Genomic DNA, 19,874 nt, shown 5'->3' on the forward strand with positions numbered 1-19,874 from the left:
GGATGACAGCCCGAAAATGCCCGAAAACGACTTCTATAAAAGCGTTCCCAAAGGAAGCCCATACCGAATCAGACGGTATCAGACTTCCTTTGAAACGGAGAGGGAGGGATTCGAACCCTCGATAGAGTTGCCCCTATACAGCATTTCCAGTGCTGCGCCTTCGACCACTCGGCCACCTCTCCAGCGGCTTTCAGGCCCTCGTGAATGTAGCAGGGCTCTCCAGTTGACCCATACATGACACCAAAACACAGAGTCCCAGTCCACTAGCGACAAAGGAGATGGCCTAACTTTGTGAGCACAAAGCAATCACTCCACTGGAAACGGAAACACAGGATCAATATAAGGACTGTGGACTGAGGTTCAAACGATCATTCAATCTACAAATTCCTGATGGGATACCAAATTGATGGGTAGTGAAGCTTGAAACCTCTGAACTGTTCCCTTGCTGCTGAGCAAGCTGGCTTGAACAATGAAGATCTGGCTCGCCTTGCAGCGGTAGCGCGTAAGGCCTCTGAATGTGGTGGTGCCATTTTGATGGACCACTATGGACATCTTGAAAGCATCGAAAGCAAGGGGCGAACTGGCGATCTTGTTACCAATGCAGATCTAGCTGCTGAGAAGTGTGTGCTCGAATTTCTCCAGCAGGAAACTCCTAACATTGCCCTTCTCGCAGAAGAAAGCGGATCATTTTCTGGCCAAGGCTCGCTTTGTTGGTGTGTTGACCCACTAGATGGAACAACCAATTTCGCGCATGGCTATCCGTTCTTCGCTACCTCGATCGGCCTCACTTGGCGGCAAACACCAATCCTTGGCGCCATAGCGGTGCCTTTCCTTAATGAGATCTACTGGGCAGCCCCAAGCCTGGGTGCATTTTGCAATCAAAAACCGATCAAGGTTTCATCATGCAAAAGCCTGGTTGATTCCTTGCTTGTGACCGGTTTTGCCTATGACAGGCAAAACCGCTTAGACAACAACTACGCCGAATTCTGCTGGATGACACACCGAACACGTGGCGTACGACGTGGTGGTGCAGCAGCAGTGGACATGGCTTTTGTGGCTGCTGGGCGACTCGATGGTTATTGGGAACGCGGTCTTGCTCCATGGGATCTTGCTGCTGGAGTAGCCCTGGTGGAGCTAGCTGGAGGGACGGTGACTGATTACCGCGGTGACACATTTGATCTGAACAGTGGCAGGGTGCTGGCCTGTCCGCCTGGAATGCAGAAACTTCTTCTTGAGCAACTCAGCAAAGTAAAACCCCTTGAAGCAGATTCATTTGGTGCTCCCGAACTCAGGGGCATGGGATCCTGAAGTCACTCCGAGAAAATCAGGGATGGCCCTGCAACCGGCAGCGGGTGCTCGCGATCTAAACCCCCAGCAGGTCGAGCTAAACCAAAAACTTAGCCAGCGACTTGCCGAGGTTTATCGACTATGGGGGTACGACGAAGTCTCTCCTCCAAGGGTCGAGCGACTCGAAACCTTGAAAGCTGGTGGTGCTATTGCCAGTCAGGACATCGTGCGATTGGTGGCCGATGAACCCCTTGGTCTACGACCAGAGATGACAGCATCAATCGCTCGCGCCGCTTGTACAAGGCTTAAACAAAGACCTCGTCCCTTGAGGCTATGGGCTGCAGGAACAATTTTTGAAAGCCGTACTGCTGATGAAGGAAGCCTTTGCATCGAAGAAAACCTTCAAAGCGGTGTAGAGCTCTTCGGGGTCGAACCCATCAATGCGGAAATGGAACTTCTTTCCCTGCTCTTTTCAGCAGTGGAGACTCTCAAACTGAGTAAACGACACCAGCCACGTTTACTCGTTGGCCACACAGCATTAATGGATCTCATCATGCTGCCATTTCAAAACGATCTCCGCGAAAAAATAAGAACAGCATTGATCCACTACGACCGCCTTGCTCTTGAAAACCTGCAACTGCCGAATGATCAATTCGAGCGCCTCCTCCATCACTTGGAGTGTCGTGGTGAACCCCTAGACGTGCTCGAACGCTTGTCAGGCCTATTTGGAACTCAGCAAGCACTCAATAACCTGCAAAGGCTATTTGAGCAGATGGGTCCACTGGCCGCTGATCAGGGGATTGACCTGCAACTGGATCCAACCTTTCAGCCCCATTTTGAGCTCTACACCGGGCTGGTATTTCAGTTGGTATGTCAAAGCGATGCTGCACCTGTCGTGATTGCTCGTGGGGGGCGTTACGACAACCTTGTAGCTCGTTGCGGTGCCAAAGGGCTTCAAGCAGCAGGGGTGGGCTTTAGTTTCGCCATAGACGATATTCGTGAACTGCTGACAAAAGAGATCAAAGCGTCTGACGCTGTGGAATCAACCCTTGTTGCCTACGGCGAGCAAGCAACGCTGGAACATGCACTCAAGCGTCAGCATCACTGGCACAAGCAGGGCCAGCGTGCCGTTGTTGAACTTGAAGCCTGTCGCGATCGTGAAGATGCCTTCAGCCGTCTATCAGATCGGGGCTGTAGCACACTGGACTGGTTAGATCATTAGGATCTCGAGAGTCTCGTCGTCCGATCTGCAAGGCCATGCCACACAGCATCGTGACAGAAATTTGTGAAGGGGTTGCTGACTGTGCGCAGGCATGCCCTGTCGGCTGCATTCAGCCTGGTCAAGGCAAAAACGACAAAGGAAGAAATTTCTATTTGATTAATTTCGACATCTGCATTGATTGCGGTATCTGCCTCCAGGTCTGCCCCGTAGAAGGAGCTGTCCTTCCCGAGGAGCGACGTGACCTACAGCGAAGCAGCTGAGTTAATCACTAGGTACGGTCACCCCACCTAAAACCAGCTTGAGACCTGAGGCAAAGACTCCCTAAGGTCAAATCCTAAACAGTGAAACCAATGACTGTGCTGGAAGAAGGTCAGATCCAGATTCACACCGAGAATATTTTCCCGATCATCAAGAAAGCCGTTTATTCCGGCCACGAGGTTTTCTTGAGGGAGCTAGTCAGCAATGGCGTCGATGCAATAAGCAAAAGACGTATGGCAGCCATAGCAGGTGACTGCAGTGAAGGTGAAGAAGGAGTGATTGATATCAAGATTGACCGAGAAGCAAAGACACTCACTATTTCTGACAACGGAATCGGCATGACAACCGATGAAGTTAAGAAGTACATTAACCAGGTTGCCTTCTCAAGTGCAGAAGACTTCCTTGAAAAATACAAGCAGGAAAGTGACGGAATTATTGGTCACTTTGGGCTAGGTTTTTATTCTTCTTTCATGGTGTCGAAACATGTAGAGCTAGTCACTAAATCTGCTTGTTCCGAGAGTAAAGCTATTCGTTGGAGTTGTGATGGCTCGCCAAGATTTAACATCCAAGAGGCCGAACGCAAAGAAGCAGGAACCGATGTCATCCTTCATCTAATGGATGAAGAGTTGGAATACATCGAGCCAAGTCGAATCCGTACTCTGATCACAAAATACTGTGACTTTATGCCTATTGAGGTAAAACTCGAAGGCGAGTCAATTAATAAGCGAAATCCACTTTGGAGGCGCAACCCAAGAGAAATCACTGATCAAGAGTATATCGAACTCTATAATTATCTATATCCATTCCAAGGTGATCCTCTTCTATGGGTACACCTAAATACTGATTACCCCTATAACCTTCAAGGTATTCTCTATTTCCCTCGAATTGGTGGTCGCGCAGATTGGGAGAAAGGTGAGATAAAACTCTACTGCAATCAAGTATTTGTCAGTGATTCAATTAAAGAAGTAGTACCACACTACCTGCTTCCCTTAAGAGGTGTGATCGACTCACCTGACATTCCACTTAATGTCAGTCGTAGCGCATTACAAACAGACAGACGTGTTAGATCTATTGGCAATTTTGTTGCAAAGAAAGTTGCCGATCGCCTGCGAGGATTAAAGGCGGAACAACCTCTTTTTTATGCTGAAGCATGGGATGCATTAGCACCCTTCGTCAAAATAGGATCAATGGAAGATGAGAAGTTTGCTGATCAAGTTGCCGATCTAATCATGTTTGGTACGACTGCTCTGGCTTCAACAGAAACAGATGGGGCCACTCCAGATCCAATTCCTTGTGGGGAAAAAGCCTTTACTACGCTGAGTGGATACCAAAGTCGTCTGAGTACAGAAGCAAACAATCGCATTCTTTATTGCACGGATGAAGTGGCCCAAGCGAGTGCCCTCAGCTTATGGACTTCACAGGGTGCTGAAATTCTTAAAACCGAGACGTTTATAGACAGCCAATTCCTCCCATGGCTTGAAGCTCGTCATAACGACCTCCGATTCCAGCGCGTTGATGCCGAACTGGATGACACTCTTAAAGACGACAAACCTGAACTAACTGATCAGGAAGGAGAGACCAAGTCTGAAAGCCTGAGAACTCTAATGAAGCAAGCCCTAAATAACGACAAGGTGACCATACAAGTACAAGCACTTAAGGGAGACAACGCACCTCCAGCAATGATTTTGCTGCCAGAACAGATGCGACGTATGAACGACCTTGGAGCTCTCATGGATCAAAGGCTGCCAGGTCTTCCCGAGCATCATGTCCTTCTTGTCAATCGTCGTCATCCACTTGTCGAAGGACTTTTGAAACTCAAATCTGGATCCGTGCTGGTCAGCACTTCAGGCGTGTCTCCAACCGAAACCTTGGCACAAGGCTTAGCCCGTCACCTATACGACATGGCTCGCCTCGGTGTAGGAGGTTTGGAGCCCAATGAACTTGCTGGATTCCAAAGCCGTAGTGCTGTGTTAATGGGACAGCTGATGGATCGAGCTTTTTAAAGGAAAGGTGGATTTGATAAAATATATTTTTGGGTTCAGCGCCCTAGCTCTGTAGAGGATCAAGACATGTCCCGGGTGTGTCAGCTCACTGGAACTCGCGCCAACAACGGCATGGCTGTGAGCCATTCCCACATCCGCACAAAGAAGCTGCAACAGGCCAACCTGCAGCAGCGGCGCCTCTGGTGGGCTGAAGGGAACCGTTGGTTGAAACTACGTGTAAGCACCCGTGCACTCAAAACCATCCAAAAAAAGGGTCTCGGTGTCTATGCCAAATCGTTAGGGATTGACCTGAACAAGATCTAATCACTAAATAATTCAGCAAACTAGTTACCAGCAAGATGCTAGGGCATGTCATTAACTTGTCTGAAATTGCTAAGCATGCATAGAAGGGCAGAAAATAACCATCTGATAACGATTGCTACTGTCGACTCATACACAGTCAAGGATTGGGCAGAAGAGCAAATGAAAAGCTTGGTTGATAAAATAGAAGCTACGCAACCATGAAGAACAGGACATTTTGGAAAATATCTCTTCTGTTCTCTTTGACCAGTGTTGCACTATTTGCAAGCTGGGCCCTGAACACTCGCCCTGTTCAGATCAACATCTTGATGCCAGCTCCATTTGCTGAGTCAACAACTGATCTGGTCCAACAATTCAACAAAGATCATCACGGCAGGATCCAACTTCAGGTGACTCGAGGTCCACTTGAAACAGAAGCAGTATCGGATTTAGCCATCAGCAGTCTGCTTTTAGGTAAAAGTCCATTCGATGCACTTTTAATTGATGTAACTTGGTTGCCCAAATACGCCGCAGCAGGATGGCTTATTCCCTTGGATCCATGGATCGACCAACAACAGATTGATTCCATTGCTCCGGGGGCAATGCTTGGAAATCATTTCGACGGGAAACTGTATCGATGGCCACTTGTGGCTGACATGGGATTGCTTTATTGGCGGACTGATTTGATGAGTGAACCACCGCGTACCCCTGAGGAACTCATTAAAGTTAGTCTTAAACTCCAAAAAGAAGGCCGTGTTGCTAATGGCTATGTCTGGCAAGGCCGTCAATATGAAGGCCTAAGTTGTGTATTTCTAGAAGTTCTTGACGGATTTGGAGGGCAATGGCTTGAACCCGAATCCGATAATGTTGGCCTCGACAGCTCCGCAAGTCTTAAGGCTGCAAGTTGGTTGCGTGAACTGATTGGCAGTGGAGTGAGCCCCGAAGCAGTGATCAACTATGCAGAAAATGAAGCTCTTCAAGCCTTTAAGGCTGGAGATGTTGCGCTAATGCGTAACTGGCCTTATGCCTGGGGAGAACTTCAGAAGCCTAACAGCGATGTTAGAGGCAATGTTGGCGTAACCACGATGGTTGCTTCCGCTGGCAATCGATCCACATCAACCCTAGGCAGCTGGGGCTTCTCGATCCTCAAGGGCTCATCGAACCCTCAAGCAGCAGCAGAGGCAATTGCCTTCCTCACTTCAACATCTGCACAAAAAACACTATTCTTGAACGAAAGTTATACGCCAACCAAAGCTGAACTATTCAAAGACCCAGAGCTGCTCTCAAAGTCACAAATTCTTCCGGAGCTTGCTAAAGCCCTAGAAAGCACTGATCAACGTCCAGCAACTCCTCTTTATGCACAGATTAGTGATGTATTACAACGAAATCTTAGTTCGATTTTAACAGGCCAATCCAGTGTTAGCGATGCAATGGCCAACGCCCAAGCAAACACCGAGAAGATTCTTATGGCGGCAAGAGAAACTAAATGATCCAATTGCTTCTATTGCCGGCAGCTCTATTAATTGCCTTGGTCTTTGTTATACCTCTACTTCGTTATTCCTGGTTGAGCTTCCATGCTGATTCAGTCCTCACAGGCTTAGTTGCTATTCCCAATCATGGTGCGAATTGGCTTCGCCTACTGCATGACCAACGCTTCTGGCAAGACACCTATCAGACAGCCCGCTTCGCAACCGTTTCTGTCAGCCTAGAACTATTACTTGCTATAGCGATAGCCCTCTTACTCGATCAGCGTTGGCGTGGTCGGGGTGTTGTAAGGGCCATCAGTTTGCTCCCATGGGCTCTGCCAACTACTGTGATGGCTCTTGGCTGGCGTTGGATCTTTAATACACCTTACGGACCTATTGAGCAGTTCACAGAACTGATTGGACTACAACCTCTGAACATCCTTTCGAATCCAAATATCACCTGGCTTGCCACGGTTGTTGGTGATGTATGGAAGACCACGCCATTTGCTGCTCTGATTCTTTTGGCTGGCTTGCAAACTATTCCCAATGATCTCTACGAAGCTTTCTATCTCGAAGGTGGCCATCCACGAGCCGCACTATTTCAGATCACCTTGCCGCTCTTGCAACCTTATTTACTCCTTAGTCTTTTATTTCGCCTTGCGCAGGCCTTCGGCGTTTTCGACTTGATTCAGGTGATGACTGGTGGGGGGCCTGCAGGAAGCACGGAAAGCCTTGCTTTATATGCTTATTTAAACGCAATGCGATTCCTCGATTTTGGCTATAGCGCCACCGTAATGCTCAGCGGGTTTCTTCTACTTGTTATTGCCTGTCTGCTTGTTTGGCTGATCATCAACCGGGCCTGCCATTGGCGAGAGGCAATGAAATGATTCGTCAGCGAAATCTTTGGATCACTATTCTCCTGCTTTGGTCTTTAGCGCCACTGCTTTGGCAGCTCTATACATCTTTTTGCACCCATGAAGCTCTTCTACATCCATTGGCTGAGCATAATCAGCGGTGGACACTTGACAACTATCGCCAGGTATTGACAGCCAACCCTCCGTTCTGGCGTTATCTATTGAACAGTGTCATCGTTGGTATTAGCTCAACAGGATTAACCTTACTTATAGCGATTCCAGCCGCCTATTGTCTTTCAAGAGTCTCGCAAAATGTTGCCAGAGTTGCCAAACTTATACTGCTTGGTGCAGCTCTATTTCCATATGTTCTGCTTTTTTTGGCGTTATTAGAACTTGCAAGGAGTTTCAACCTCGGAAACAATTTGCTTGCGCTCAGTTTTCCCTATGCTGGCTTGTCGATGCCCTTGGCTGTGTTGCTGCTTTTATCAGCCTTCCGCGATCTACCTTCTGAACTAGAAGAAGCCGCGAGGCTTGAAGGTTTTGACTTATGGCAGAGATTGCGCTGGGTATTAATTCCCCTAATAGGCCCTGCAACCGCAAGCACTGCCATCTTGGTCTTTCTCTTCTCCTGGAATGAATATCCAATCGCATTGACATGGATTAGTCGAGCTGATCTCCTCACACTTCCAGTTGCCATAGCACGAATTGCAGGTTCATCGGTCTACTCAATTCCCTATGGCGCTTATGCAGCTGCCACCGTTCTAGGTGCTCTGCCACTCTTGTTACTCGTGCTCATCTTTCAGCGACAGATCGTTTCCGGTTTGACACAGGGAGCAATTAAATGATGAATCTTGTTCTACAAAACATCGGTCGCCGTTTCGGTAGAAACTGGATTGTTCATCATCTAGACCTTGAAGTGGGCGAGGGTGAATGCCTTGCCCTACTTGGACCAAGTGGATGTGGCAAGAGCACCACTCTCAGGCTGATAGCTGGACTCGACCAGCCCAACGAAGGTTCGATCACTATCGCTGGCGAGGATGTCACGAAGGTGTCCCCTGTTGACCGACGCATCGGCATGGTGTTTCAGAGCTATGCATTATTTCCCCATCTCACAGTTTTTGCCAATCTTGCACTTGGTCTTCAGGTTCGTGGGATAGCCGCCAGTGATCGCAAACAACGAGTGGCATCTGTTCTGGCATTAATGCAATTAGAGGATCTTGCAGAGCGACATCCGGCAGAACTCTCAGGTGGTCAGCGTCAAAGAGTGGCCCTCGCCAGAGCTCTGCTCAGAGATCCTCTGGTGTATCTACTTGATGAGCCAATGAGCAATTTGGATGCTCAACTGCGCGAAGATCTGCGACCTCAGCTACGCAATTTGATTCTTCAAGGCAGTCAGCCCGTTATCTACGTCACACACGATCAACATGAAGCCATGGCCATGGCTCATCGAATTGCCGTAATGCGAGATGGAAAGATAGAGCAAATCGGTACTCCCCAAGAGCTCTACCATAATCCATTATCACTCTTTGTGGCCAGCTTTATAGGACGCCCCCAGATCAACCTTCTACCAGCAGAATCAGGCATTATCAAAGCAATTCGACCAGAACATCTTCAACTAAGTTCAGAAGGTATTGCTTGCCGTCTTATCTACAGGGAGTGGCTGGGAACATCCCAGTTGCTCATTCTTGAGAGCAACAGAGGTCCACTAAGGATGCTTTGCACTAGCGAGATCGCAATTCCTGAGACCATAAAGCTCAATTGGTCCCCAGAAAAAGAACATCAATTCGATTCCAGCTCAGGAGAAAGATGCTGACAATAGTTTACAAGATCTAATTAGCAAAGAATATCGCGAATTGTGTTGATCAATAAAGTTCATATGTTATTGCTATGGCTAACAATAATCAAAGAAGGAAACGTAAACGTTAATCAAAGACCTTGTCTATTATCTTACTGTGTTGAGAAGCTTGTTTGCGGATTGCTTCGATCTTTCCAAGGTCAGGAGAAACATCTAAGGCCTGCCTCCATAGTCCAGCAAGCAAGCGAATGTCAGGCAACGATTGCAAATCAGTAAAGGGCACATTTGCCATCACAGCTGCAGATGACACCTTCGGGTCGTAGCTGAGTGCCACTGTGGGACTACCAGCCAATTGGGCCAGGATGAGTGCATGCAGTCGCATGGGGAGAACCAATCTGGCCATCGTGAACTGATTCATAACCTCTGTTAGTGAATCAAATGCAAAGGAATGACTTCTTGATCTCAAGCTGGAACTAATCAATCCTTGTCTATCTAGTGTTCGGAATAGCTCTTCATCCTGACGTTGATGAATAGCAAGCCAATGAACTGGAGCATCAATATCTCTAAGGATCATCTCAAGGGCTTGGAGCAAATGCTGCCAGCCAAAGCGATCAAGCATTGAGGTGGAACGCCAACAGAGCACAACTGCTTGGCCACCCTCCCAGCTCCTAGAGGGAAGCTGCCAAACTGGATCTGGTGCCATCAGCATCGGAGAGGGTAGGCACCATTGCTGAGCAAGCTCAAAAGACTCTGGATCTCTCCAGCTGATCGCCTGCACCCTACGTAGGACTCTCCTAACCATCCATCGACTCAAGCGATGACGGAATGGCCCCAGGCCCTGGCCCCAAAGCACAACAGGAAGACCACGTTGTTGGGCGATCACAATCAAGATCAGGTAGTAGATCAGGCTCTTAAAACTCGTGCTGTCCTGCAGCAAGCTGCCGCCACCAAGAATCAAACCCTGAACTTGAAAAAGTGCCCTAATGGTCTCCAGCAATGAGCGTCGGTTAATGAGTTGAGCCTTCGGAGCTAAGCCCTTAATCACATTTGAATCATTTGCCGTGACCCAAGGCTGCAAATGTGAGGGAAGCTCCTGAAGTAAAACCTGCAAAAGAGCATCATCGCCAAGGTTGTGCTCGCCGTAGTAGCCGCATAACAGCACTGCCTTGCATTGCTTTGCCTGAACTGCCATAGCCAAGCAATAGCTGCATCAAACATTAACGGCGACCAAGCCTCCCTAGGCTGCTGCCATCGAGCGAATCACGTGCACGCCCTATCTCTAGGCACCTGGTGGATCCACCTCGCATCCTTGTTCGAATGGATGCTTGCGATTGTGCTGGTGGTGCAATGGGGGAAAAAGAACCAAAGCAGGGCAATGTCATGGTTGGCTCTAGCAATGCTCCCCAACTTGGTGAGTGCCATGACAGCCATCACCTGGCATATTTTTGACAACAGCAAAGCCCTTAGCGGAATTGTTGTGCTCCAAGCTTGGCTGACGCTGATTGGCAACTGCTGTTTGGCCGCTGCCACCTGGAATTTGGTGCGTTCAGAACGACAGCAATCATGATTTTTGCCAGTTCTACTGAGATTTTGAACTCCCTCATTGAGATGGACCCAGGTCCTCTATATGGCCTTTCTTTAATTCCCTATCTCGGTTTCCTGTGGTGGGCTCAACAGAGCAAGAGCTTGCCAAGACTATCCATCTGGGGATTCCGGCTCACTCTTCTTTTTGTGTTTATGACAATCATTTTTGCGATCCTGGCTGATCAAATTTATGGACTTGAACTGGTAGAAGTTGATGCTTATCACGGGGCAGCAGAAGCCTTTCTGGTGGTAAGCGATGCCCTCGTGGTTTTGGGATTTATCCGTGCTGGCCAGCAACAGGTGGTGAAAAACTCTTAAGAGGTATGGCTTCTATGCCAAGAACTGCGATCAATGTCGGACAATAAGGCGTCGCTTCCACGGTCTAAATGTTCACGCACCTCCTGGCTGCAGCTGCTCCTTCCACATTCACCTGGTCGCCTGCGGTGGGCATGGTGATGATCGCTTGCAACGTGCTCGCATTTGTCATTGCTAAGGCCAACATCGAACACCAAAATGAAGGTTTCGACATGCCTAATAACAAATTCTATGGAGGCATGAGCCACGCCTCCGTTGTCGGATCCCAATGCTTAGGCCACATCCTTGGCATGGGCACAATCCTCGGATTAGCTTCACGCGGCGTTCTCTGAACAGCACTAGGGCTGGCGAATTCATCGCCAGCCCATTAAATAAGGAAGAAGACGGAGTCCGTAGCGCTCAAAGCGGTATTCGAACAACAATCGGCTCAGATCTTCAGCGCTGGCTCGCATTGACAGCCCATTAATCAATCGTGCCAAGCGTCGATCGCCTTTTTGATCGCACAAACCCCACCATGTTCGCTTTGCCAAGCGACCTGAAAGATTCCAGCGCCAACCCAAACGAAGACGCAGGAGCCGTTCAAATTGCATCAAGACCTTGTTGTCTTTGTCTTGATTTGAGCTGGATGGATGACAGCAGGCTTCAACAAGCAAAGGAGTAAGCACCTCTGCACTAACGAGAGCATGACGGATGCCTTCTCCGCCAAGCAAATTGGCAGTACTAATAGCGTCGCCAACTCCAACAATCCTGCCAACAACGTGAGCTTCACTGCGCCTTAAGCTGCTCCGCAAGATTCCGCCATGTCTATCGATAACTGGTAGCTGATCAAGCTGGTTCTTGATAAGCAGGCGGTTCAAGATGCTGCTCATCGGTTCGAGGCACTCCTTCAGTGGAGGAGGCAGACGGCAAACTCCTACCTTCAACTGATTACCAGCCATGGGAAAAATCCAGCCATAACCATGTTGAATCCACTGGCATCCCAAAAAAAAACAAACCCGGTCACGCCAGTGAGCTGTTGTTTTTTGATCACCCTGCAGGATCCACTCAACGCCAGCCCCTTCAAGCATGCAATCGGTATCAGAAGGCTTGGATCCTGCAGTTGAACCCAATAAAAGGCGGCGATGACCTGTGGCATCTACCACCCAGCTCACTCTCCTTGTCTGACACAAGCCATTTGGACCAATCAATTCAACGTTTGCGCCGTCATTGTCCGTAAAAACGGAGTGAACACGCCAACCCAATAAAAATTCAACACCTGCTTCTATCGCTTGCTGCCAGAGCTGGTGACGTAGCGAGCCGAAGTTGAGAACCACACCAAGGTCATCTTGAGACCACCATTGATGTTGAATTCCATCTGGATCCACCAATTGCCACCCTTTCCAATGGCTTGCAATTGCTTCACCAGGAATGCAGAGATCAGACACCGCCTGGATAGGGATGGCAGCACTAGAAAAAGCATTCTGATTGGCTTCTCTTAAGCGTTCAACAAGAGTTACCGCAATCCCCTGGCTAGCAAGTCCTTGTGCAAGCCGAGCTCCTGCTGGCCCTGCACCTGCCACCAAAACAGTCAATTGATCAGGTTGACAGGGCCTGCGGTGCTTCCTGCCCTACAAGAGAAGGCTTCGAATTCAAGCAAAAGTGTTCTTGAATTCGTTCAGACATCTGTGTTGGTGTGAGCCCCAGCGCTTCCCGGCTCTGTTGGGGACTGGCATGGTCTACCAATTGATCAGGGATTCCAATTCGGAACGTTGGAACCAAGACATCTTGATCACTAAGGGACTCAACTACAGCGGCACCAAAACCACCAGCAAGAGCACCCTCCTCCATCGTGACGACACGACCGATACGACGGGCTAACGGATGAATCAAGGCTTGATCAAGTGGTCTTAGGAAGCGAGCATTGATCACAGTGGCCTTGATACCTGCTTCCTGCAACAACTGAGCTGTGATCATCGCAGCAGGCACCATCACTCCATAAGCAACGATTAAAAGATCATCACCTTCACAAAGCACTTCGCCTCGACCAATTGCCAAAGGCTCCCAGCCTTCATCAAGCAGAGGTACTCCCTCGCCTGATCCTCTTGGAATACGGAGAGCTGCAGGGCCTTGATGTTGAAGACATGTCACCAACATGCGTTGAAGTTCAGCCTCATCCTTGGGCGCCATCACTGTGAAATTAGGAATGGCCCGGAAATAACTGATGTCGTACTGACCCTGATGGGTCGGTCCATCAGCGCCAACAATGCCTGCGCGATCCATCACAAAGGTCACTGGCAGGTTCTGAATCCCCACGTCGTGGATCAATTGGTCGAAGGCGCGCTGCAGGAATGTGCTGTAAATCGCCAGCACAGGCTTGAGCCCCTCACAAGCCATCCCAGCAGCAAGAGTTACAGCATGCTGTTCAGCGATACCTACATCGATGTATTGCTCAGGAACAGCCTTTTGCAGGAGGTCAAGGCCAGTACCTGTGGCCATCGCGGCTGTGATCCCAACGACAGTGCTGTCCTGCTGACAAAGCTTGATGAGCGTCTCACCAAACACCTTGCTGTAACTCGGTGGTTTCTTTCCTTTTGAGGGAAGAGCTTTCCCAGTACTTAGATCAAACGCAGATTGAGCGTGATAGCCAACTTGATCTGCTTCGGCATAGGGATAGCCCTTGCCTTTGGTCGTAACAACATGAACGAGTACAGGGCCACCAACCTTGTGAGCCGTCTCAAAGGTTCGAACCATGCGTTCAATGTCATGGCCATCAATAGGGCCCATGTAGGTGAAGCCAAGCTCCTCAAAAACAGCCCCTACCTTCGGCACGGATAATCGGCGCATACTGCCCTTGAGCAGGTCGAGTTCGGCAGGCAGTTCCCCTCCCATGAAAGGCAGACTCTTGACCCTCTCCTCGACGCTATCCGAGATGAACTGCACAGGCGCGCTGTGGCGCATGCGGTTTAGATGGGTCGACAACGCTCCGACTGGCGGAGAAATCGACATGTCGTTGTCGTTGAGAACAACCAGAAAAGGTGTATTGGGCATATGGCCGGCATGATTAATCGCTTCTAGTGCTATGCCGCCAGTAAGAGCCCCATCACCAATTACAGCTACACATTTGAACGATTCACCACGACGCTCACGAGCAACGGCCATGCCGAGTGCCGCTGATATCGAGGTGCTGGCATGGCCGGCACCAAAATGATCGAAAGAACTTTCACAACGCTTCAGATAGCCAGCTACACCACCCTGCTGACGCAAGGTATTGAAGTCGCCATATCGACCAGTAATCAGCTTGTGTGGATAAGCCTGATGGCCAACGTCCCATACAACTCGATCATGATCTAGATCAAGAGTTTGATAAAGAGCAAGGGTGAGTTCAACAACACCGAGCCCAGGCCCCAAATGACCTCCACTAGTGGACACCACCTCAAGATGGCGTTCCCGTATCTGACGTGCTACATCCTCAAGCTCGGCAATGCTCAAGCCATGAAGCTGATTCGGATGGGTTAACTCGCTCAGACGCATTCGCGTTCCTGTCCCACTCCAACCCATTCAATCTAGGTCTTCTCAGCTATAGAACGACGAAAGCAACCCTGGCAAGTGCAAACAGTTGACGGATCTGAATATTGCAAGACTGTCGTGATGGACGATTATCTACAGAGGATTCTGAGGGCACGTGTCTATGACGTAGCCCATGAAACCCCCCTGGAACTGGCCAAAAACCTCAGTCGCCGTTTTCAGAACAAGATCTGGTTGAAACGTGAGGACCTACAGCCAGTCTTCTCATTCAAGCTGCGTGGTGCGTATAACCGCATGTCCCTTCTCAGCAAAGAAGAGTTGCAGCGTGGCGTGATTGCTTCAAGTGCTGGAAACCACGCTCAGGGAGTGGCACTGAGCGCCTCTTATCTCAATTGCAGAGCTGTGATTGTGATGCCTATTACCACACCCGAAATGAAGGTACGGGCAGTCCGTGGTCTTGGCGCTGAAGTCGCACTTCATGGAGAGACCTACGACGAGGCCTATCAAGAGGCCATGCGTCGCAGTGAAAAAGATGGACTCACGTTTATCCACCCGTTTGATGATCCAGAGGTGATTGCTGGGCAAGGGACGATTGCTCTAGAAATCCTGCGCCAGATCCAAGATCCACCAGATGCAATCTATGTCGCAGTTGGCGGTGGCGGACTGATCGGAGGGATTGCCACCTATGTCAAAAGCTTGTGGCCGCAAGTCGAAATTATCGGTGTCGAGCCCTACGACGCTGCAGCAATGAAGCTCTCTCTTGAGGCTGGTGAACGTATTCAGCTGCCCAATGTTGGCCTATTTGCCGACGGAGTCGCTGTACGTCAAGTAGGCAAACTCACCTTCTCATTAGCCCAGATGCACGTAGACGCGATGGTGACGGTAAGCACTGATGAAATCTGTGCAGCGATCAAAGATGTTTTTGAAGATACCCGCTCAATTCTTGAACCAGCTGGCGCACTGGCAATTGCTGGCATGAAGGCAGATATCGCCAAACGTGATCTTCAAGACCGCACTCTTGTGGCCGTGGCCTGTGGCGCAAACATGAACTTTGAACGGCTTCGTTTTGTCGCCGAAAGAGCAGAGCTAGGGGAAGAAAGGGAAGCAATACTCGCTGTGGAAATCCCAGAGCAGGCAGGCAGCCTGCGAAAGCTCTGCAATGTCCTAGCAGGGAAAAATCTCACCGAATTCAGTTACCGAATGGCAGAAGGGGATAGAGCTCAAATATTCATCGGGGTACAGGTTTTAGACCTCAATGATCGAACCAAGCTTTTAACGCGACTGCAGTCGTCAGGGTTCCCATGCCTTGATCTCAGCAACGACGAGCTCACCAAAGGGCACCTTCGTCACATGGTGGGTGGTCGGCTTCCTGCCTCAGCCAAAACCCTTTGCCGAGATGGATGTCGCGAACTGCTCTATCGCTTTGAGTTCCCTGAGCGCCCAGGAGCTCTTATGACCTTTGTTAGTGCCCTTCACCCTGAATGGAGTATCAGCATCTTCCACTACCGCAATCACGGAGCAGATGTCGGCAGGATCGTTGTAGGTGTGTTGGTTCAAGACAACGAAATGGGTGATTGGCAGCGCTTTCTTGAAGATCTGGGCTACCCAAACTGGGAAGAAACAAACAACCCCGCCTACTGCTTATTTCTGGGTGCACAGACCGTTTGATCGCGGTAACTTGGCATATTCCATAGCAGGGCCTGCCATCGCCACCGATTCCCCAGCTCAAAAGAGGGATGAGGTCTCCAGCTTCTCCTTACCAGCACGTTTAGAGGCCATTCTTTACTTGAAGGGTCGCCCTGTAACGCTCAAAGAGATGGCAGAGCTAGCCAATGAGACTGAAGATCTGATTGAGCAAGCTCTACTTGCGCTGATGGCAGGCTATGCACAGCGAGATACAGCCTTAGAGATCCAAGAGAACAATGGTCGATATAGCCTTCAATTGTGTCCAGGCCTTGGCGAGCTGGTCCACAACCTATTACCAGTTGATCTTTCCATAGCAACACTCAGAACCCTTGCCACCATTGCCTTGAAAAAAAGGATTCTCCAATCAGAGCTGGTGGATCTACGCGGATCCGGCGCCTACGACCACATCAAAGAACTCGTTGCTCAGAACTTCATCGAACGCAAGCGACAGAGCGAGGGCAGGTCTTATTGGCTCACGCTCTCTGAAAAGTTCCATCGGACCTTCTCAGTACTTCCTGATTTAGGTACAGCCGAACCTTCGCAGGTTGCATAGAGTCTATAGAAGCTTGAGTGACTCCATGAACGCGCTGGAAATCCTGTCCGAGGTTATACAAGTGCTCGTCCAGGCAATTGGGATTTATTCGTTCGTACTGATCGTGCGCATACTGCTGACCTGGTTTCCCAATGTCGACTGGTCAAATCCAATACTGAGCAGCATCAGCTCAATCACTGACCCATACCTCAATATCTTTCGAGGTTTGATTCCTCCCATAGGTGGCATAGATCTCTCTGCGATCCTGGCAATATTTGCCCTGCAAATCATGCAGGGATTGCTTACAAACACTTCTCAACTCGCTTTTAATGCTGGTATGAGTTATTACAGCTGATCTAGCGGGTGTTCCGAAGGGATCACTGCCTTGGTTCCCCATAAAAGACCTGGGTCTACAGCCTGTTCAAGCGGAAGCAGCTCATCATCGTCTCCAGCACGAGTACGAACAGGAGCCTTGAATCCCTTTACCTTTGCCCCCTTCACTTGTAAAGGCTCTGGAGTTCCTGCCGGAATCGCCAACCGCACTGCAAAAATACTTGACCCGGGTTGCACGTCGCCAATAGAACCAACCCGAGCGCGGTTTGGCAAAACAGGTTCACCACTTGGATCCAAGATCTGAGCAAAAACATCGCTATCAATCACGGCAGAGTTGCCTGGATTGGTCACCTCACCTGAAAGCACATAGCAACTGGCGCCGATAGGCCTAGTCAGACTGGGCTGCGCACCTGGATCCTTTTGATCACAAGCATCGATACTCAACTGATCCACACTGAGGGTTGCCGCTAAGGCTTGATCACTGAAAACCAGATTAAAAACCAGTAAAACTGCAGTGAGCACTACCTTCAAGATGGAGCCTTGCAAAAAATTCTCCTTCATCGTTGATCACCACTTCCTGAGATCTGGCCACGTGATGCCCTGCTAGCAAGCTTATCGAGATTGGCTTGAGCCACATCTTCTAAATCAAAGCCCAGCTCACTAGCCAACTGGGCTACATACCAAAGCACATCTCCCAACTCAAGCTTGATTGCTTGGCGCGTATCCAGGTCAAAAACACCTTGTTGATCGCGAAGGACCTTCTTGACCTTGTCCGCGACTTCACCTGCCTCACCTGTGAGCCCAAGGGTTGGATAAATCGGGTTCTGACCCACATTCGGATAGCGGGCCGTAGCTCGAGCTTCATGCTGGTAATGATTAATGTCCATAGAAAATCATTGGCAACGCTGTCAATAACTACGTTTTGAGGCCTGGATGGTAGTTTCCGCGATGTTTCAGGTCCCGTTGATGGCCCAGATTGATCTGACACGACGGACCAAAATTGTTGCCACCATAGGTCCGGCAACCGAGAGCGCCGAACGAATCCGAGAACTCGTTCAGGTAGGTGCTACCACCTTCCGGCTGAATTTCTCACACGGCGACCATGACGAGCACGCCAAGCGCATCTCCACCATCCGTCAGGTTTCTGATGAATTGGGAATGCACATCGGCATTCTTCAAGACTTGCAAGGCCCCAAAATTCGCCTGGGTCGTTTTGATAAGGGGCCTATCACTCTGGTCAATGGCGACTCCTTCGCACTGACCTCCAAACAAGTTCAATGCAATCAGTCAGTGGCAACCGTCACTTACGACAAGCTTGCAGACGAAGTCACGACCGGCAGTCGAATCTTGCTTGATGACGGTCGAGTGGAGATGAAAGTCTTAAAAATCGATCAAAGCGAACAAACCTTGCACTGCATCGTCACGGTGGGAGGGGTGCTCTCAAATAACAAGGGAGTGAATTTCCCTGATGTACAGCTTTCGGTTCGCGCCCTCACAGAGAAAGATCGCGAAGATCTCGCCTTTGGCCTCCAGCAAGGGGTGGACTGGGTCGCACTGAGCTTTGTGCGAAACCCTTCGGACATGAAAGAGATCCGCAAACTCATCCGCGATCATGGGCACAGCACCCCAGTGATCGCGAAGATCGAGAAATTTGAGGCGATTGATCAAATCGATTCAATCCTTCCTCTCTGTGATGGAGTCATGGTTGCAAGGGGGGACTTAGGCGTTGAGATGCCAGCCGAAGAAGTGCCTCTACTGCAAAAGGATTTGATTCGCAAGGCCAACAGCCTTGGAATTCCAATCATCACAGCCACCCAGATGCTCGACTCGATGGCCTCAAGCCCGAGGCCCACCAGAGCAGAAGTCAGTGATGTAGCAAATGCGATCCTTGATGGTACTGATGCAGTGATGCTCTCGAACGAAACCGCTGTAGGAGACTATCCAGTGGAGGCGGTTCAAACGATGGCCACCATTGCCAGACGGATTGAACGGGACTATCCACAGCGTCCAATCGAAACTTATCTGGCCAGCACCATTTCCAACGCGATTAGTTCAGCCGTAAGCAGCATCGCCAGTCATCTCAACGCGGCAGCAATCGTGCCACTAACTGAAAGTGGTGCAACTGCACACAACGTCAGTAAATTCCGCCCAGCAGCACCAATTTTGGCCGTAACCAACGAATTGGCTGTAGCAAGAAAACTTCAATTGGCATGGGGTGTTACCCCACTGCTTGTCCCAACCCAAAAAAGTACCACTGCAACCTTCAGTGCTGCAATTGCTGTTGCCCAGGAATTGGGTCTTCTCAAAGAAGGAGATCTAACAATTCAAACTGCAGGAACCCTTGCTGGCGTGAGCGGGTCCACAGATCTTGTCAAAGTAGGAATTGTCAGTGCAGTACTTGGCCAAGGGATCGGTATTGGCAATGGAACCGTTAGCGGCAAGGTCAGATTTGCTTTCTCCCCAAACGACTCAACAAAAATTGAACCAGGTGAGATTCTGGTCATTCATGAAACAAGCGATGACTATCTCGATGCAATCAGAAAGTCTGCAGGAGTGATTACAGAACAAGAAGGAGAGGAATACCACGCAGAAATGATCTCAAAACGCCTAGGGATTCCGTTCATCATTGGGATAGCACATGCCACGAGAAACCTGCTTGAAGGAGAGGTGGTAACAATGCAGCTCAGTAATGGCAAAGTTCATCGCGGCACAGGAGCCAAGCTGCCAATGAAGCTCGACTCAATGGACTGAGGGCT

Annotated in this window: 21 protein-coding genes and 1 tRNA gene; 16 read left to right on the plus strand and 6 right to left on the minus strand. The window is 49.6% G+C overall.

Annotated elements, in window-relative coordinates; all coding sequences use genetic code 11:
• Positions 1–95: 95 nt before the first annotated feature.
• A tRNA-Ser gene (locus SIB66_RS10135) sits at positions 96–182 on the minus strand.
• 238 nt (positions 183–420) lie between these two features.
• Between SIB66_RS10135 and SIB66_RS10140 the strand changes: the two genes are divergently transcribed.
• From SIB66_RS10140 to SIB66_RS10180, 9 genes are all read left to right on the plus strand, one after another.
• The gene (locus SIB66_RS10140) at positions 421–1,308 is read left to right on the plus strand and encodes an inositol monophosphatase family protein (RefSeq protein ID WP_063406835.1); all 888 of its coding nucleotides are present in this window, start codon (positions 421–423) and stop codon (positions 1,306–1,308) included.
• 22 nt (positions 1,309–1,330) lie between these two features.
• Positions 1,331–2,509, plus strand: a complete 1,179-nt coding sequence (locus SIB66_RS10145; protein ID WP_063421681.1) for an ATP phosphoribosyltransferase regulatory subunit — start codon at positions 1,331–1,333, stop codon at positions 2,507–2,509.
• A gap of 35 nt (positions 2,510–2,544) precedes the next feature.
• Positions 2,545–2,769 carry an indolepyruvate ferredoxin oxidoreductase subunit alpha gene (locus tag SIB66_RS10150; protein WP_011826161.1) on the plus strand — a complete coding sequence of 75 codons (225 nt, stop codon included), beginning with the start codon at positions 2,545–2,547 and terminating at the stop codon, positions 2,767–2,769.
• 90 nt (positions 2,770–2,859) lie between these two features.
• The gene (gene htpG, locus SIB66_RS10155) at positions 2,860–4,770 is read left to right on the plus strand and encodes a molecular chaperone HtpG (protein ID WP_063407074.1); all 1,911 of its coding nucleotides are present in this window, start codon (positions 2,860–2,862) and stop codon (positions 4,768–4,770) included.
• Between the two features lie 66 nt (positions 4,771–4,836).
• Positions 4,837–5,073 carry a 50S ribosomal protein L28 gene (gene rpmB / locus SIB66_RS10160; RefSeq protein ID WP_011130073.1) on the plus strand — a complete coding sequence of 79 codons (237 nt, stop codon included), beginning with the start codon at positions 4,837–4,839 and terminating at the stop codon, positions 5,071–5,073.
• Positions 5,074–5,270: 197 nt separating this feature from the next.
• Positions 5,271–6,539 carry an ABC transporter substrate-binding protein gene (locus SIB66_RS10165; RefSeq protein ID WP_063421683.1) on the plus strand — a complete coding sequence of 423 codons (1,269 nt, stop codon included), beginning with the start codon at positions 5,271–5,273 and terminating at the stop codon, positions 6,537–6,539.
• The gene (locus SIB66_RS10170) at positions 6,536–7,402 is read left to right on the plus strand and encodes a carbohydrate ABC transporter permease (protein WP_063406830.1); all 867 of its coding nucleotides are present in this window, start codon (positions 6,536–6,538) and stop codon (positions 7,400–7,402) included. Before SIB66_RS10165 ends, SIB66_RS10170 begins: the two co-directional genes overlap by 4 nt.
• The gene (locus SIB66_RS10175) at positions 7,399–8,214 is read left to right on the plus strand and encodes a carbohydrate ABC transporter permease (RefSeq protein ID WP_063406828.1); all 816 of its coding nucleotides are present in this window, start codon (positions 7,399–7,401) and stop codon (positions 8,212–8,214) included. The genes SIB66_RS10170 and SIB66_RS10175 overlap by 4 nt, the downstream gene beginning before the upstream one ends.
• Positions 8,214–9,182 (plus strand): ABC transporter ATP-binding protein, encoded by a 969-nt coding sequence (locus SIB66_RS10180; protein WP_063407073.1) that lies wholly within the window; start codon positions 8,214–8,216, stop codon positions 9,180–9,182. The genes SIB66_RS10175 and SIB66_RS10180 overlap by 1 nt, the downstream gene beginning before the upstream one ends.
• Before the next feature lie 109 nt (positions 9,183–9,291).
• Here SIB66_RS10180 and csaB read toward each other — a convergent pair whose 3' ends face one another.
• Positions 9,292–10,356 (minus strand): polysaccharide pyruvyl transferase CsaB, encoded by a 1,065-nt coding sequence (csaB, locus tag SIB66_RS10185; protein ID WP_063406826.1) that lies wholly within the window; start codon positions 10,354–10,356, stop codon positions 9,292–9,294.
• Between the two features lie 72 nt (positions 10,357–10,428).
• Here csaB and SIB66_RS10190 point away from each other — a divergent pair, with 72 nt between their 5' ends.
• The 3 genes from SIB66_RS10190 (at position 10,429) to psaK (ending at position 11,395) form a co-directional block, all read left to right on the plus strand.
• Positions 10,429–10,731, plus strand: a complete 303-nt coding sequence (locus SIB66_RS10190) for a DUF2499 domain-containing protein (protein ID WP_063406824.1) — start codon at positions 10,429–10,431, stop codon at positions 10,729–10,731.
• Positions 10,732–10,772: 41 nt separating this feature from the next.
• Positions 10,773–11,066, plus strand: coding sequence for a DUF3593 domain-containing protein (locus SIB66_RS10195; RefSeq protein ID WP_413681280.1), 294 nt, complete (start codon positions 10,773–10,775; stop codon positions 11,064–11,066).
• Positions 11,067–11,134: 68 nt separating this feature from the next.
• Complete coding sequence (gene psaK, locus SIB66_RS10200; RefSeq protein ID WP_011130065.1) at positions 11,135–11,395, plus strand: photosystem I reaction center subunit PsaK; 261 nt, start codon at positions 11,135–11,137, stop codon at positions 11,393–11,395.
• 21 nt (positions 11,396–11,416) lie between these two features.
• Here psaK and SIB66_RS10205 read toward each other — a convergent pair whose 3' ends face one another.
• Positions 11,417–12,634: an NAD(P)/FAD-dependent oxidoreductase gene (locus tag SIB66_RS10205; RefSeq protein WP_063406820.1), complete on the minus strand. Its 1,218-nt coding sequence runs from the start codon at positions 12,632–12,634 to the stop codon at positions 11,417–11,419.
• A 4-nt stretch (positions 12,635–12,638) separates the two neighbouring features.
• Positions 12,639–14,573 (minus strand): 1-deoxy-D-xylulose-5-phosphate synthase, encoded by a 1,935-nt coding sequence (gene dxs, locus SIB66_RS10210; protein WP_063406818.1) that lies wholly within the window; start codon positions 14,571–14,573, stop codon positions 12,639–12,641.
• 117 nt (positions 14,574–14,690) lie between these two features.
• Here dxs and ilvA point away from each other — a divergent pair, with 117 nt between their 5' ends.
• From ilvA to SIB66_RS10225, 3 genes are read left to right on the plus strand one after another with little or no spacing between them, the layout of a single operon-like run.
• Entirely contained in the window at positions 14,691–16,235 is a 1,545-nt protein-coding gene (ilvA, locus tag SIB66_RS10215) for a threonine ammonia-lyase, biosynthetic (protein ID WP_063406816.1), read from the plus strand.
• A gap of 37 nt (positions 16,236–16,272) precedes the next feature.
• Entirely contained in the window at positions 16,273–16,806 is a 534-nt protein-coding gene (gene scpB / locus SIB66_RS10220; RefSeq protein ID WP_063407071.1) for an SMC-Scp complex subunit ScpB, read from the plus strand.
• 25 nt (positions 16,807–16,831) lie between these two features.
• Entirely contained in the window at positions 16,832–17,140 is a 309-nt protein-coding gene (locus tag SIB66_RS10225; protein ID WP_231901311.1) for a YggT family protein, read from the plus strand.
• On the opposite strand, the gene SIB66_RS10230 is transcribed toward SIB66_RS10225, so the two are convergent.
• Both SIB66_RS10230 and SIB66_RS10235 read right to left on the minus strand, forming a co-directional pair.
• Entirely contained in the window at positions 17,131–17,679 is a 549-nt protein-coding gene (locus SIB66_RS10230) for a hypothetical protein (RefSeq protein WP_063406814.1), read from the minus strand. The two genes, SIB66_RS10225 and SIB66_RS10230, sit on opposite strands and share 10 nt — an antisense overlap.
• The gene (locus SIB66_RS10235) at positions 17,676–18,005 is read right to left on the minus strand and encodes a nucleoside triphosphate pyrophosphohydrolase family protein (protein ID WP_063406812.1); all 330 of its coding nucleotides are present in this window, start codon (positions 18,003–18,005) and stop codon (positions 17,676–17,678) included. Before SIB66_RS10235 ends, SIB66_RS10230 begins: the two co-directional genes overlap by 4 nt.
• Positions 18,006–18,084: 79 nt before the next feature.
• On the opposite strand from SIB66_RS10235, the gene pyk reads away from it, so the two are divergent.
• Positions 18,085–19,869, plus strand: a complete 1,785-nt coding sequence (gene pyk / locus SIB66_RS10240; RefSeq protein ID WP_063421742.1) for a pyruvate kinase — start codon at positions 18,085–18,087, stop codon at positions 19,867–19,869.
• Positions 19,870–19,874: the final 5 nt, after the last annotated feature.

The organism is Prochlorococcus sp. MIT 1318 (assembly GCF_047304505.1).
GTDB lineage: Bacteria > Cyanobacteriota > Cyanobacteriia > PCC-6307 > Cyanobiaceae > Prochlorococcus > Prochlorococcus marinus_D.

Bases quoted from the DNA above. Each gene is read 5' to 3' on its own strand.
- SIB66_RS10145 (WP_063421681.1), top strand. From the start codon at position 1,331: ATGGCCCTGCAACCGGCAGCGGGTGCTCGCGATCTAAACCCCCAGCAG.
- SIB66_RS10150 (WP_011826161.1), top strand. From the start codon at position 2,545: ATGCCACACAGCATCGTGACAGAAATTTGTGAAGGGGTTGCTGACTGT.
- htpG (WP_063407074.1), top strand. From the start codon at position 2,860: ATGACTGTGCTGGAAGAAGGTCAGATCCAGATTCACACCGAGAATATT.
- rpmB (WP_011130073.1), top strand. From the start codon at position 4,837: ATGTCCCGGGTGTGTCAGCTCACTGGAACTCGCGCCAACAACGGCATG.
- SIB66_RS10165 (WP_063421683.1), top strand. From the start codon at position 5,271: ATGAAGAACAGGACATTTTGGAAAATATCTCTTCTGTTCTCTTTGACC.
- SIB66_RS10170 (WP_063406830.1), top strand. From the start codon at position 6,536: ATGATCCAATTGCTTCTATTGCCGGCAGCTCTATTAATTGCCTTGGTC.
- SIB66_RS10175 (WP_063406828.1), top strand. From the start codon at position 7,399: ATGATTCGTCAGCGAAATCTTTGGATCACTATTCTCCTGCTTTGGTCT.
- SIB66_RS10180 (WP_063407073.1), top strand. From the start codon at position 8,214: ATGAATCTTGTTCTACAAAACATCGGTCGCCGTTTCGGTAGAAACTGG.
- csaB (WP_063406826.1), bottom strand. From the start codon at position 10,356: ATGGCAGTTCAGGCAAAGCAATGCAAGGCAGTGCTGTTATGCGGCTAC.
- SIB66_RS10195 (WP_413681280.1), top strand. From the start codon at position 10,773: ATGGACCCAGGTCCTCTATATGGCCTTTCTTTAATTCCCTATCTCGGT.
- psaK (WP_011130065.1), top strand. From the start codon at position 11,135: ATGTTCACGCACCTCCTGGCTGCAGCTGCTCCTTCCACATTCACCTGG.
- dxs (WP_063406818.1), bottom strand. From the start codon at position 14,573: ATGCGTCTGAGCGAGTTAACCCATCCGAATCAGCTTCATGGCTTGAGC.
- ilvA (WP_063406816.1), top strand. From the start codon at position 14,691: ATGGACGATTATCTACAGAGGATTCTGAGGGCACGTGTCTATGACGTA.
- SIB66_RS10225 (WP_231901311.1), top strand. From the start codon at position 16,832: ATGAACGCGCTGGAAATCCTGTCCGAGGTTATACAAGTGCTCGTCCAG.
- SIB66_RS10230 (WP_063406814.1), bottom strand. From the start codon at position 17,679: ATGAAGGAGAATTTTTTGCAAGGCTCCATCTTGAAGGTAGTGCTCACT.
- SIB66_RS10235 (WP_063406812.1), bottom strand. From the start codon at position 18,005: ATGGACATTAATCATTACCAGCATGAAGCTCGAGCTACGGCCCGCTAT.
- pyk (WP_063421742.1), top strand. From the start codon at position 18,085: ATGGCCCAGATTGATCTGACACGACGGACCAAAATTGTTGCCACCATA.